Here is a 12379-nt window from a genome sequence, read left to right on the forward strand (position 1 = left end):
TCGTCCGCGTGCCTCACAGGACCTGCGTGGCCAGTGCCTCCTCCGGCTCCCCGCTCACCCGGGGCTCGGTCAGCCGTACCTCGGTCGCCGCGCGGTGCGCGGGGTCGCGCACCTCGCCCACGAGCAGTTCCAGTACGTCCTCCAGGGCCACCAGGCCCAGCACCTTGCCGGAGGCGTCCGCCACCTGGGCCAGGTGGGTGGCCGCCCGGCGCATGACGGTCAGGGCGTCGTCCAGCGGCAGCTCGGCCCGCAGGGTCGTCATCGGGCGCCACGTCCGCTGCGGTACGGCCTGCTCGGCGTCCTCCACGTCGAGGACGTCCTTGACGTGCACGTAGCCCAGGAAGGCGCCGTTGCCGGCGGCGACCGGGAAGCGGGAGTAGCCGGTGCGGGCGGTGAGCGCGACGATCTCGGCCGAGGTGACCGACGGACCAACCGTGACCAGCGCCTCACGCGGGAGGAGGACGTCGGTCACCGGGTGCGAGCCCAGCTCCAGGGCGTCCTCCAGACGCTCCTGCTCCTCGGGGTCCAGCAGCCCCGCCTGGCGGGAGTCCTCCACCAGTCGGCCCAGCTGGACGCTGGTGAAGGCGGCCTCGACCTCGTCCTTGGGCTCGACGCGGAAGAGCCGCAGGACACCCTTGGCACAGGCGCCGAGGGCCGCCGTGATCGGCCGGCACAGCCGGGCGAAGGCGACCAGACCGGGGCCGAGCCACAGCGCGGCCTTCTCCGGCGCGGCCATCGCGAGGTTCTTCGGCACCATCTCGCCGATGACGAGGTGGAAGAAGACCACGGCCGCGAGTGCGATGACGTAGCCGAGCGGGTGGACCATGCCGCTGGGCATGTGGAGCCATGCGAACACCGGCTCCAGCAGGCGGGCCACCGTCGGTTCGGCGACGGCCCCCAGGGTCAGCGAGCAGACGGTGATGCCGAACTGGGCGGCGGCCATCATCTGCGGCAGCCGCTCGAGGCCGTGCAGCACCTGGCGGGCCCGGGCCGTGCCGAGCGGTTCGATCTGGCTGCGGCGGACGGAGACGAGGGCGAATTCGGCGCCGACGAAGAAGCCGTTGGCGAGGACCAGCAGCGCGGCGAAGAGGAGTTGGATCACGCTCATCGGGCGGCCTCCGCCACGGCCGGGACCGGGTCCGCCGCACTGGCGCTGCGCACCAGCCGGACCCGCTCCGCGCGGTAGTGCCCGACCTGGCGCACGGCCAGCCGCCAGCCCGGCAGCTCGGCGCGGTCGCCGGCGGCCGGGATGCGGCCGAGCAGGTCGGCGACCAGTCCGGCGACGGTCTCGTACGGGCCCTCGGGAGCGTCCAGGCCGATCCGCCGGAGCAGGTCGACACGGCAGCCGCCGTCGACGTCCCAGGCGGGGCTGCCGTCCTCGGGCGGGGCCGGCGCGAGTTCCGGCACGTCCGTGGCGTCGTGCTCGTCGCGGACCTCGCCGACGAGTTCCTCGACGATGTCCTCCAGGGTGACGACGCCCGCGGTTCCGCCGTACTCGTCGACGACGACCGCGATCGGCTGCTCGTTGCGCAGCTGGGCGAGCAGCGGCTGCACCGGCAGGGTCTCGGGCACCAGCAGCGCCGGGCGGGCGATACGGCCCACCGGGGTGCGCAGCCACTCGTCGGACGGCACAGCGAGGGCGTCCTTGAGGTGGACCATGCCGACGACCTCGTCGATCTTCTCGTGGTAGACGGGGAAGCGGGACAGGCCGGTGGCACGGGTGAGGTTGACCACGTCCTCGGCGGTCGCCGAGGACTGCAGCGCGCTGACCTTCACGCGCGGCGTCATGACGTGCTGCGCGGTCAGGTCGCCCAGGGACAGGGTGCGCACGAAGAGGTCCGCGGTGTCCTGTTCGAGGGCGCCGGCCCGGGCCGAGTGGCGGGCCAGCGAGACCAGCTCGCCGGGGGTGCGGGCGGAGGCCAGTTCCTCCGTGGGTTCGACGCCCAGGGCGCGCACCAGCCGGTTGGCGACCGTGTTGAGCGCGGCGATCACCGGGTGGAACAGGCGCGAGAAGAGGTGCTGCGGGCCGGCCACGAAGCGCGCCACCTGAAGGGGCCGGGAGACCGCCCAGTTCTTGGGTACGAGCTCGCCGATCACCATCTGGACCGCCGAGGCCAGCAGCATGCCGACGACGACGGCGACGCCGGAGACGGCCCCGTCGGGGACACCGGCGGCCGCGAACGGGCCGCGCAGCAGCCCGGCCAGCGCGGGTTCGGCGAGCATGCCGACGACCAGGGAGGTGATGGTGATGCCGAGCTGGGTGCCGGAGAGCTGGAAGGACAGCTCCTTGAGGGACTCGACGACCCTCAGGGCCCGTCTGTCGCCCTCCTCTGCGGCCTTCTCGGCGTCCGGGCGCTCGACCGTGACCAGGCCGAACTCGGCCGCGACGAAGAAGCCGTTGGCGAGAATGAGCAGGAACGCCGCTCCCAGGAGCAGCAGGGGGGTGGTCATGATGCCGCCGCCTCCGCGTTCACGCGGAACAGGTCCGCGCTATGTCGGCAGGGGGCGGCGCAGGTACTGCAGGACGATCCGTCCATCGCCGGAGGGAGTCACTCCTCGGGTAGCAGGAGCCCCTGGCACCGGTCGTGGAACCCAGGGGCGGAGGCGCAGCGAAAACGCGTCCGTAACCAGATTAATCAAGACACCGGCCGATGCGGCAGGGTGGACGCCCCCGAGTCAGCCCTGAGGTTCGTCCGGGGAGCGCTCCGGGCCGGGGACCGAACGGGCTTCGACGAGCGCGCGCAGGGCGCGCGCGTCGGCGATGGCCTGCTGTTTCCCTATCCCCGGCTGGATGCCCAGCGCGGCCAGGCTGGTGCCGTCGCTGAGGTTCAGGAACACCCACGGATCACCTGGGCGCAGGTTGACCTGTATTATCTCCGCCCACGCCAGACGGCGGCGGCCGGCGATGTTGACGACGGTGACACCCGAGTCGTCGGCGACCACCTTCGGCCGGGCGAGCAGGACCAGGACCCCGGCCAGGAGCGCGCCGGTGAAGCCGAAACTCACCCGTTCGCCGGGGCTGAGCTGGTCCAGCAGCAGCCCCACGGTCGTGATGACCACGAATATGGCGGCCCCGGCGGTGAGCAGGACGGCGCGGGTGCGGCCGGGCCGGAAGGTGACGGGAAGTGCGGGCAGGTCGGACATCTGTGGGTGCCTCCTCGTCCCTCAGAGGCGGCAGGCGTGGATGGCCGTGGTGAGGATGGCCCGCGCGCCGAGCTCGTACAGATCGTCCATGATCCGCTGCGCCTCCTTGGCGGGGACCATGGCGCGCACGGCGACCCAGCCCTCGTTGTGCAGCGGGGAGACGGTCGGGGACTCCAGGCCCGGGGTGAGCGCGACGGCCTTCTCCAGCTGCTCGACCCGGCAGTCGTAGTCCATCATCACGTACGTCCGGGCCACCAGGACGCCCTGGAGGCGGCGCAGGAACTGCTGCACCTTGGGCTCCTCGGCGTCGGCGCCGGTGCGGCGTACGACGATTGCCTCGGACTTCATGATCGACTCGCCGACGATCTCCAGGCCGGCGTTGCGCAGGGACGTGCCGGTCTCGACGACGTCGGCGATGACCTCGGCGACACCGAGTTCGATGGCGGTTTCGACGGCGCCGTCCAGGTGGACGACGGAGGCGTCGATGCCGCTGTCGGCGAGGTGCTTGCTGACGATGCCCTCGTAGGACGTGGCGACCGTCTTGCCGTTCAGGTCCGCGACGTCGCCGACCGTGCCGGGCTTGGCCGCGTAGTGGAACGTGGAGCGGGCGAAGCCGAGCGGCAGGATCTCCTCGGCGCCCGCTCCGGAGTCGATGAGCAGGTCGCGGCCGGTGATGCCGATGTCCAGGCGGCCGGTGGAGACGTAGATCGCGATGTCGCGGGGGCGGAGGTAGAAGAACTCGACCTCGTTGACCGGGTCGACGATCCGCAGCTCCTTGGACTCGCGCCGTTGCTGATAGCCGGCCTCATGCAGCATGTCCGCCGCAGGGCCGGAGAGTGAACCCTTGTTGGGGACGGCGATGCGCAGCATGAGGTCGGCTTCCTTTGTTCGTCTCGTACGACAGTGTGTGCGGTTGCTGGTGCTCGAAGTGCTCAGAGGTGGGCGTAGACGTCGTCCAGGGAGATGCCGCGGGCGACCATCATCACCTGGACGTGGTACAGCAGCTGCGAGATCTCCTCGGCGGCCGCCTCCTTGCCCTCGTACTCGGCGGCCATCCAGACCTCGGCGGCCTCCTCGACGACCTTCTTGCCGATGGCATGGACGCCCTTGCCCACCAGCTCGGCGGTGCGGGAGGTGGCGGGGTCGCCGCTTGCGGCCTTGTGCTGGAGCTCGGTGAAGAGCTCCTCGAACGTCTTCTTGGACATGGTGGTGCCAACCCTACGCGCTCCGGGCGACTGCTCACCGCCAGGGTTCGGATACCGAGCGCAGGGTGGCGGCGGTCGCGACCGCCGCGGTGACCGCCTCGTGGCCCTTGTCCTCGCTGGATCCCTCCAGGCCGGCCCGGTCCAGGGCCTGCTCCTCGGTGTCGCAGGTGAGCACGCCGAAGCCGACGGGAACACCGGTGTCGACCGACACCTGGGTCAGGCCGTTGGTGACGCCTTGGCACACATAGTCGAAGTGTGGGGTGCCGCCCCGGATGACGACGCCGAGGGCGACGATCGCGTCGTAGCCGCGGCCGGCCAGGACCTTCGCCACCACCGGGAGCTCGAAACTGCCCGGAACCCGCAGCAGGGTCGGCTCGTCGATCCCCAGCTCGTGCAGGGCCCGCAGGGCCCCGTCCACCAGTCCGTCCATCACCTTCTCGTGCCACTGCGCCGCGACGACGGCGACCCTGAGGTCCCCGACGTTCCGGACGGACAGTTCCGGTGCACCCTTGCCGCTCACGTGTCTCCTCGAGTCTCTTCGCTTACTGGTTGCCGCAGGTGGACACGGCGGTGGTGTCCAGCCAGGGCAGGTCGTGCCCCATCCGGTCCCGCTTGGTGCGCAGGTACCGGAGGTTGTGCTCGCCGGCCTGGACGGGCATCGGCTCCCGTCCGGTGACCTTCAGGCCGTGGCGGAGCAGGGCGTCGGTCTTGTCGGGGTTGTTGGTCAGCAGGCGCACGCTCCTGACCCCGAGGTCCTGGAGGATCCGCGCGCCGGCGCCGTAGTCACGGGCGTCGGCGGGCAGTCCGAGTTCGAGGTTGGCGTCGAGGGTGTCCCGGCCGCGCTCCTGGAGCTCGTAGGCGCGCAGCTTGGACATCAGGCCGATGCCGCGCCCTTCGTGGCCGCGCAGGTAGACCACCACTCCCCGGCCCTCCTTCTGGATGCGCTCCAGGGAGGTGTCCAGCTGAGGGCCGCAGTCGCAGCGCTGGGAACCGAAGACGTCTCCGGTGAGGCACTCGGAGTGGACCCGGACCAGGACGTCCTCGCCGTCGCCGATCTCGCCGTGCACCAGGGCCACGTGCTCGACGCCGTCGGCGGTGGAGCGGTAGCCGTACGCGGTGAAGACGCCGTGCGCCGTGGGCAGGCGGACCTCGGCCTCGCGGCGGACCGCGGGCTGGGACGGCCCGACCCCCTGCTCGGGCGAGGCCGGGAGCTCGGGCGAGCGCCGGTACGCGATCAGGTCCTCGATGGAGATGATCGTCAGACCGTGCTTGCGGGCGAAGACGATCAGTTCGGGCAGGCGGAGCATCCGGCCGTCCTCGCCGGCGATCTCGACGATCGCCCCGGCCGGACGCAGCCCCGCGAGCCGGGCGAGGTCGACGGCGGCCTCGGTGTGGCCGGGGCGTACGAGCACCCCGCCGGGGCGGGCGCGCAGCGGGAAGACGTGTCCGGGCCGGACGAGGTCGGTGGGCTCCGCGGTGCCGCTCGCCAGCAGCTGGAGGGTGGTGGCGCGGTCGGAGGCGGAGATGCCGGTGGTGACGCCGTGGGCGGCGCCGGCGTCGACGGAGACCGTGAAGGCGGTCTTCATCGACTCGGTGTTCTCCTCGACCATCTGCGGCAGCTTCAGCCGGTCCAGTTCCTCGCCCTCCATGGGGGCGCAGATCAGGCCGCGGCACTCGCTCATCATGAAGGCGACGATCTCGGGGGTCGCCTTCTCGGCGGCGATGACGAGGTCGCCCTCGTTCTCGCGGTCCTCGTCGTCGACGACCACGACCGGGCGGCCGGCCGCGATGTCGGCGACGGCCTGCTCGACGGGGTCGAGTGCGAAGTCCTCGACGTTGTCGGTGCTGTAGAGGACGGGCGGGATCGAAGGGGCGGCGCGATGGGGGTCCCCCCAGGCCTTCTGCTCTGGGGGAGCCTCGGTTGGGGCGGTGGTGGGAGACGGGAGGGTGGTCATGCGGGCGCTCCTTCCAGGACCGGCCGCGCGTCCCTGCGGGTGCGCAGCCACCAGTCGCGCATGCCCCACAGGACCAGTGCGCCGTAGACGATGTAGACAAAGCCGGAGAAGGCGAAGCCGTTGGCGAAGTTGAGCGGTACGCCGACGACGTCGACGAGCAGCCAGGCGAACCAGAACTCGACCATGCCGCGCGCCTGCGCGTACATGGCGACGACGGTGCCGACGAAGATGTAGGCGTCGGGCCAGGGGTCCCAGGACAGCGACGGGTAGGCCTGGAACAGTCCGGCGACGGCGACCGTGCCGACCGCGGCGGCGCCGAGCAGCACGGCACGCTCGCGCCAGGTGGCGAACCGTACGGCGATGTGGCCGTCCGCCGACCGGCCCTTGCCGCGGTTCCACTGCCACCAGCCGTAGACGGCGACGACCATGACGACGATCTGCTTGCCGGCGCTGCCCGAGAGGTGGGCGGTGGCGAACGCGGCGAACAGGATCAGGCCGGACAGGAACTGGATGGGCCAGCTCCAGATGGAGCGCCGCCAGCCGAACGCCAGTCCGAGCAGGCCGATGACGTTGCCGGTCATGTCCGACCACTTGATGTGCTGCCCGAGGAGGGCGAACGCCTCGGAGTTGAGCCAGTTCACTGTCCCGCTCCCCGGGCACGGTCGCCGAGCAGCCGCTCGACGTACTTGGCGACGACGTCCACCTCGAGGTTGACCGGGTCGCCGGGCTGCTTCAGGCCGAGGGTGGTCAGCGCCAGGGTGGTCGGGATGAGGCTGACCGTGAAGTGTTCGTCGCCGGCCTCGACGACGGTGAGGCTGATGCCGTCGACGGTGATGGAGCCCTTCTCTACGACGTAGCGCGCGAGGTCCGGCGGCAGCGAGATCTTCACGATCTCCCAGTGCTCGGAAGGGGTGCGGTCCAGGATCGTGCCGGTGCCGTCGACGTGCCCCTGCACGATGTGGCCGCCCAGGCGGGCGCCCACGGCGGTGGGGCGTTCGAGGTTGACGCGGGAGCCGGTGGTGAGGACGCCGAGGCTGGAGCGCTTGAGGGTCTCCGCCATGACGTCGGCGGTGAACTCGTCGCCCTCGTGCTCCACGACGGTGAGACAGACCCCGTTCACGGCGATGGAGTCGCCGTGCCGCGCGCCCTCGGTCACGACGGGGCCACGGAGCCGGAAGCGGGCGGCGTCGCCGAGGTCCTCGACGGCGGTGACCTCACCCAGCTCTTCGACGATTCCGGTGAACACTTCCCGGGTCCTCCTGCCTCTTCGGGCACGGACTCCGGGGCCGCCGACGTCGGCAGACTGTACGAGTGAGGACACTCGGAGGACGACGCCGGACGGGACCCGCCCACGGAGGGCGAGCCCAGAGACGGCGGCGCACACGGGTGTGCTCGCTCGCCGCGCACTGCCTCCCATCCGGACTTTAACCGTCGGTCCAGGAATTCCACCTGGTCAACCGGCCGCTGGAAGCGACCGGGTCGCGGACTGTAACCGCCGGTTCGGACTTTCACCGACCCCGGAGTGCGCTGCTACTGGTACAGAGCCAGTGTGCCACGCCCGATCGACATGACCACGGACGAAGCGTGTGGGGTGGCTCACAGAACGTACCGCCCGCGCTGCCGTGTGCGGGCGTGGAGGTCCGGCGGCGGGCAAGGGCCGTCGTCACCGCCGCCGGACCGGTCTGCACGGAAGTCAGACACTAAGAGGACTAGACCAGGCAGGTCAACAGGTATGTGGAACAGGCAAGTTCCGCCGCGCCGTGCTGAACACCGGGCGCGAGCTGTGAAGTTCGTACAGCGTCCGGGAAGCGCGCGACGACCGGCCAGGGCCGTGAGGCGCCTGTGCGAGGGGGCGCGGGCAGCGAGGGAGGCGGCCGGCCCGGCTTCGGTGCGGACGGCGTCAGCCCTCCGGTGGGGTGAACAAGTCGTCCTGGGCGCGGTCTCGGGCGGTCACGAGCGCGCCGCGCAGCACCGCGCGGCCGCCGAGTGTGCCCGCCCTCACCTCGGTGCGCAGCGGGGACATCCGTGCGGCGCGCTCCACCACGCGCCCGGCGAGCACCTCACCACCGGCCTGCCCGATCTCGCCCCCGAGAACCACGCACCCGGGATCGAGAACGGCCACCACCGAGGCGACCCCGAGGGCGATGCGGTCGGCCAAGGCGTCGAGGAAGCGCGAGGCCGCCGTGGAGACGGTCGCCCCCGCGGTCGCCCGCACCGCCGCCCGAACCAGTTCCGCGGCGACCGGCTCCGCACCCGCTCCCTCCGGCCCGCCCCCCTCCGCCGACATCCCGTACCGCTCTGCCAGTTCCGTCACCGCCGCCGCGCCGGCCAGGGAGTGGAAGCCGTCCGCGCAATCCGTCGCCGAGGGGAGGCCGCCGGTGCCCGGAACGGGCAGGAAGCCGATCTCGCCGGTGCCTCCGGAGGCACCGCGGCGCAGGGTTCCGTCCAGGACGACGGCCGCGCCGGTGCCGTGGCCGAGCCACAGCAGGACGAACGTGTCCCGGCCCCGGGCGGCCCCGTAGCGCTGCTCGGCCAGCGCCGCGAGGTTGGTCTCGTTCTCGACGGTGACGCGGGCCCGCGGCAGCCGCTCCCGCAACGCGGCCACCAGCCGGCGGTGCCATTCGGGCAGTCCCGTGGAGTCGCGGAGCTCGCCGGTGACCGGGTCGATCAGCCCCGGCGCGCCGATGCCGACCGTGTGCAGCCGCTCCGCTCCCGCCTCCTTGACCACCCGCTCCACCAGACCGACCGCCTGCTCCAGCGCCGGCCCGGTGCCGGTGTCCCCGCGGATGGGCACGGACTCCGCGGCCAGTTCCCGGCCCAGCAGGTCGGCGACGATCACGGACACGCTCTCGGTGCGGACGTCGAGGGCGGCCAGGTGGGCGCGGTCGGCGACGATGCCGTACAGCCGCGCGTTCGGCCCGCGCCGCTGCTCGCCGGACTCACCGACCACGGCGATCAGGCCGGAGGTCGTCAGCCGTTCGACGAGGTCGGCGACGGTGGGCCGGGACAGACCGGTGAGCTGCTTCAACTGCCCCGCCGTCAGCGGTCCTTGCTGCTGAAGCAACCGCAGGGCGAGCCGGTCGTTGATGGCCCGGGCGGTGCTCGGGGATGCGGGCATGCCGGGAATCCTCCCAGATCTGCGGGCTGCTGGCGTCCGTGATGGCCGCTATCTGTCAGGCAGGTTCCCTGATAGTTTGCGGCGGCGCGACGGCGCGAGGGGCGACGACGGTCAGCCCGGGAGGGGCCGGACAATGAGTGCAGTGGTCCACGAACAGCGCGAGGTGCGGCGCGCCCGGTACGCCGTGGCGGCCGTCTTCGCCGTGCACGGCGCCGTCACGGGCACGTTCGCGACCCGTGTGCCGTGGATCCAGGACCACGCCGGGGTCAGCCCCGGGCAACTGGGGCTCGCGCTGGCCTTCCCAGCGCTCGGCGCGTCCCTCGCGATGCCGCTCGCGGGCGGCATCAGTCACCGCTTCGGCGCCCGCAACGCGCTGCGCGGCCTGATCGCCCTGTGGACCCTCGCCCTCGTCCTGCCCTCCCTGGCGCCGAACCTCCTGACCCTGTGCCTCGGTCTGTTCGTCTACGGCGCCACGGCGGGCATGGCGGACGTCGCGATGAACGCCCTCGGGGTGGAGGTCGAGAACCGGCTCGACCGCTCGATCATGTCCGGCCTGCACGGCATGTGGAGCGCTGGCGCCCTGGTCGGCTCGGCGGCCGGCACGGTCGCCGCGCACCTCGGCTCGGACGCGCGGCTGCACCACCTGCTGGCCGCCGCCGTGCTGACCGTGCTGGGCGTGGCCGCCTGCACCTGGGTGCTGGACCTCCAGCCCGCGCAGGACGAGGAACCGCCGCCGCGGTTCGCGCTGCCGCCGAAGTCGGCGCTGCTGATCGGCGCGATCGGGTTCTGCGCGGTGTTCGCGGAGGGCGCGAGCCTGGACTGGTCGGCGGTCTACCTGCGGCACCAGCTGGAGACCTCGGCCGGCCTCGCGGCGGCCTGCACCACGGGCTTCACCCTCACCATGGCGATGGCGCGGATCGCGGGCGACCGGGTGGTGGACCGGTTCGGCGCCGTGCGCACGGTGCGGGCGAGCGGCGTGCTGGCGGTCCTGGGCGGCCTGTTCGTCGTCGCAGGGGGCCATCCGGCGGTGGCGATGACCGGGTTCGCGCTGATGGGCCTCGGTATCGCGGTCGTCGTACCACTGTGCTTCGCCGCGGCCGGCCGTAGCGGCCCGAACCCCAGCCAGGCCATCGCCGGTGTCGCGACCATCACGTACACCTCCGGGCTCGCCGCCCCGAGCGCGATCGGCGGACTGGCCCAGGCGACCAGCCTGGTGGTGTCCTTCGGCCTGGTGACCCTGCTGGCGTGCGGTCTGGTCGCCTTCGCGGGGGTGCTCTGGGCGGGCGACCGGGACCGGACGAAGGTCGCCCCCGCGAGCACCGCGGTCCCCGACCCGCGGCCCTGAGCACCGCCCGAGCGGCGTCTGAGCGGGGGCGGGTGGGCACAGGACCTCCGGGCACCCCCGACAATGGTGCGGACAGGCTCCACGTACAGAGAAAGCGAAATCCCACCATGGACCTCGGCGTGCGCTGGAAGCTGCACGGTGACGGGCGCACGCCCGCACCCGGAGCAGTGGTCCGGCCCGACGAACGGCTCTCCTGGCCCCGCACGGCAGGACTCGGCGCCCAGCACGTCGTGGCCATGTTCGGCGCATCCTTCGTCGCCCCCGTGCTCATGGGCCTCGACCCCAACCTCGCGATCATGATGTCGGGCGTCGCGACCGTGATCTTCCTGCTCGCCACCCGCGGCCGGGTGCCCAGCTACCTGGGCTGCTCGCTCTCCTTCGTGGGCGTCGCCGCGGTCATCCGGGCACAGGGCGGCACCAGCGCCACCGTGACCGGCGCGGTCTTCGTCGTCGGCGTCGCGCTCTTCCTGGTCGGCCTCGCCGTGCAGCGCTTCGGGGCGCGGATCATCCACGCCGCGATGCCGCCGATCGTCACCGGCGCGGTCGTCATGCTGATCGGCTTCAACCTCGCCCCGGTGACCGCGTCCACCTACTGGCCGCAGGACCAGTGGACGGCCCTGTTCGTGATGCTGTTCACCGGGCTGGCCGTCGTGTGCCTGCGCGGTTTCTGGTCCCGGATCGCGATCTTCCTCGGGCTGGTTTTCGGCTACGGCATCTCCTGGGTCTTCGACCGGGTCTTCGGAAAGATCCACTCCGTGGACGCGAGCGGCAAGCTCACCGACCACTGGCGTCTGGACCTCTCGGGCGTGGGCAAGGCCGAATGGATCGGGCTGCCGTCCTTCCACGCGCCCAGCTTCCAGTGGTCGGCGATCCTGGTGGCGCTGCCCGTCGTCATCGCGCTGGTCGCGGAGAACGCGGGGCACGTGAAGGCGGTCGGCGAGATGACCGGCGACCCGCTGGACGACAAGCTCGGCACCGCGATCTCGGCGGACGGCGCGGCCTCCATGTTGTCGACCGCGGTGGGCGGCCCGCCGAACACCACCTACTCCGAGAACATCGGCGTGATGGCCGCGACCCGCGTCTACTCGACCGCCGCGTACTGGGCCGCCGCGGGCTTCGCCCTGCTGTTCGGCATCTGCCCCAAGTTCGGCGCGATCGTGGCCGCGATCCCGGGCGGTGTCCTCGGCGGCATCACCGTCATCCTGTACGGCATGATCGGCCTGCTCGGCGCGCAGATCTGGATCAACGCCAAGGTCGACCTGCGCAACCCGCTGAACCTGGTGCCGGCCGCGGCGGGCATCATCATCGGCGTCGGCAACGTCAGCTTGAAGTTCAGCGACACCTTCTCGCTCAGCGGCATCGCGCTCGGCACCCTGGTCGTCATCACCGGCTACCACGCGCTGCGCGCCTTCGCGCCCGCCCACCTCAAGAAGCAGGAGCCACTGCTGGACGAGGGCACGTCGTCGTACGGCGAGGAAGCCGAGGGCGCCCGGCCCTAGGGCGCGTTTCGAAAGTCACGCCTGCCCCGCGACGCCTGGCACGGCGCCTCGCCGCGTTGTCGGGATCGCCCGCGTACGCCCAGTACGCGGACGACCCTCCGCCTTGCGATGCA

At 72.0% G+C, this 12379-nt stretch carries 12 protein-coding genes and 1 riboswitch; of the genes, 2 read left to right on the forward strand and 10 right to left on the reverse strand.

Annotation, left to right across the window (positions count from 1 at the left end; all coding sequences use genetic code 11):
- Nucleotides 1-13: 13 nt before the first annotated feature.
- The 10 genes from ACFY4A_RS33725 to ACFY4A_RS33770 form a co-directional block, all read right to left on the reverse strand.
- Entirely contained in the window at nt 14-1108 is a 1095-nt protein-coding gene (locus tag ACFY4A_RS33725; protein WP_390833130.1) for a hemolysin family protein, read from the reverse strand.
- Nucleotides 1105-2451 carry a hemolysin family protein gene (locus tag ACFY4A_RS33730; protein ID WP_390833131.1) on the reverse strand — a complete coding sequence of 449 codons (1347 nt, stop codon included), beginning with the start codon at nt 2449-2451 and terminating at the stop codon, nt 1105-1107. The genes ACFY4A_RS33725 and ACFY4A_RS33730 overlap by 4 nt, the downstream gene beginning before the upstream one ends.
- Nucleotides 2452-2676: 225 nt before the next feature.
- Nucleotides 2677-3144, reverse strand: a complete 468-nt coding sequence (locus tag ACFY4A_RS33735) for a PH domain-containing protein (RefSeq protein WP_390833132.1) — start codon at nt 3142-3144, stop codon at nt 2677-2679.
- 21 nt (nt 3145-3165) lie between these two features.
- Nucleotides 3166-4014 (reverse strand): ATP phosphoribosyltransferase, encoded by an 849-nt coding sequence (gene hisG, locus ACFY4A_RS33740; RefSeq protein WP_390833133.1) that lies wholly within the window; start codon nt 4012-4014, stop codon nt 3166-3168.
- Nucleotides 4015-4076: 62 nt separating this feature from the next.
- Entirely contained in the window at nt 4077-4349 is a 273-nt protein-coding gene (locus tag ACFY4A_RS33745) for a phosphoribosyl-ATP diphosphatase (protein WP_119106228.1), read from the reverse strand.
- A gap of 34 nt (nt 4350-4383) precedes the next feature.
- A complete protein-coding gene (ribH, locus tag ACFY4A_RS33750; protein ID WP_390833134.1) occupies nt 4384-4869 on the reverse strand; it encodes a 6,7-dimethyl-8-ribityllumazine synthase in 486 nt (161 codons plus the stop codon).
- Nucleotides 4870-4891: 22 nt separating this feature from the next.
- On the reverse strand, nt 4892-6304 hold the full coding sequence (locus ACFY4A_RS33755) for a bifunctional 3,4-dihydroxy-2-butanone-4-phosphate synthase/GTP cyclohydrolase II (RefSeq protein WP_390833135.1): 1413 nt from the start codon (nt 6302-6304) through the stop codon (nt 4892-4894).
- Nucleotides 6301-6945: a nicotinamide riboside transporter PnuC gene (locus ACFY4A_RS33760; protein ID WP_390833136.1), complete on the reverse strand. Its 645-nt coding sequence runs from the start codon at nt 6943-6945 to the stop codon at nt 6301-6303. The genes ACFY4A_RS33755 and ACFY4A_RS33760 overlap by 4 nt, the downstream gene beginning before the upstream one ends.
- Nucleotides 6942-7550, reverse strand: a complete 609-nt coding sequence (locus ACFY4A_RS33765) for a riboflavin synthase (RefSeq protein ID WP_390833137.1) — start codon at nt 7548-7550, stop codon at nt 6942-6944. Before ACFY4A_RS33765 ends, ACFY4A_RS33760 begins: the two co-directional genes overlap by 4 nt.
- A gap of 153 nt (nt 7551-7703) precedes the next feature.
- Nucleotides 7704-7834: riboswitch (FMN riboswitch) on the reverse strand.
- 370 nt (nt 7835-8204) lie between these two features.
- Entirely contained in the window at nt 8205-9422 is a 1218-nt protein-coding gene (locus ACFY4A_RS33770; protein WP_390833138.1) for an ROK family transcriptional regulator, read from the reverse strand.
- 133 nt (nt 9423-9555) lie between these two features.
- Between ACFY4A_RS33770 and ACFY4A_RS33775 the strand changes: the two genes are divergently transcribed.
- The gene (locus ACFY4A_RS33775) at nt 9556-10767 is read left to right on the forward strand and encodes an MFS transporter (RefSeq protein WP_390833139.1); all 1212 of its coding nucleotides are present in this window, start codon (nt 9556-9558) and stop codon (nt 10765-10767) included.
- Between the two features lie 107 nt (nt 10768-10874).
- Nucleotides 10875-12266, forward strand: a complete 1392-nt coding sequence (locus tag ACFY4A_RS33780) for a uracil-xanthine permease family protein (RefSeq protein WP_390833141.1) — start codon at nt 10875-10877, stop codon at nt 12264-12266.
- Nucleotides 12267-12379: the final 113 nt, after the last annotated feature.

The sequence above is a fragment of the Streptomyces sp. NPDC001292 genome (genome assembly GCF_042896465.1).
GTDB lineage: Bacteria > Actinomycetota > Actinomycetes > Streptomycetales > Streptomycetaceae > Streptomyces.

Excerpts from the sequence above, each read along its gene's own strand:
- ACFY4A_RS33725 (WP_390833130.1), bottom strand. The coding sequence starts at position 1,108 with ATGAGCGTGATCCAACTCCTCTTCGCCGCGCTGCTGGTCCTCGCCAAC.
- ACFY4A_RS33730 (WP_390833131.1), bottom strand. The coding sequence starts at position 2,451 with ATGACCACCCCCCTGCTGCTCCTGGGAGCGGCGTTCCTGCTCATTCTC.
- ACFY4A_RS33735 (WP_390833132.1), bottom strand. The coding sequence starts at position 3,144 with ATGTCCGACCTGCCCGCACTTCCCGTCACCTTCCGGCCCGGCCGCACC.
- hisG (WP_390833133.1), bottom strand. The coding sequence starts at position 4,014 with ATGCTGCGCATCGCCGTCCCCAACAAGGGTTCACTCTCCGGCCCTGCG.
- ACFY4A_RS33745 (WP_119106228.1), bottom strand. The coding sequence starts at position 4,349 with ATGTCCAAGAAGACGTTCGAGGAGCTCTTCACCGAGCTCCAGCACAAG.
- ACFY4A_RS33755 (WP_390833135.1), bottom strand. The coding sequence starts at position 6,304 with ATGACCACCCTCCCGTCTCCCACCACCGCCCCAACCGAGGCTCCCCCA.
- ACFY4A_RS33770 (WP_390833138.1), bottom strand. The coding sequence starts at position 9,422 with ATGCCCGCATCCCCGAGCACCGCCCGGGCCATCAACGACCGGCTCGCC.
- ACFY4A_RS33775 (WP_390833139.1), top strand. The coding sequence starts at position 9,556 with ATGAGTGCAGTGGTCCACGAACAGCGCGAGGTGCGGCGCGCCCGGTAC.
- ACFY4A_RS33780 (WP_390833141.1), top strand. The coding sequence starts at position 10,875 with ATGGACCTCGGCGTGCGCTGGAAGCTGCACGGTGACGGGCGCACGCCC.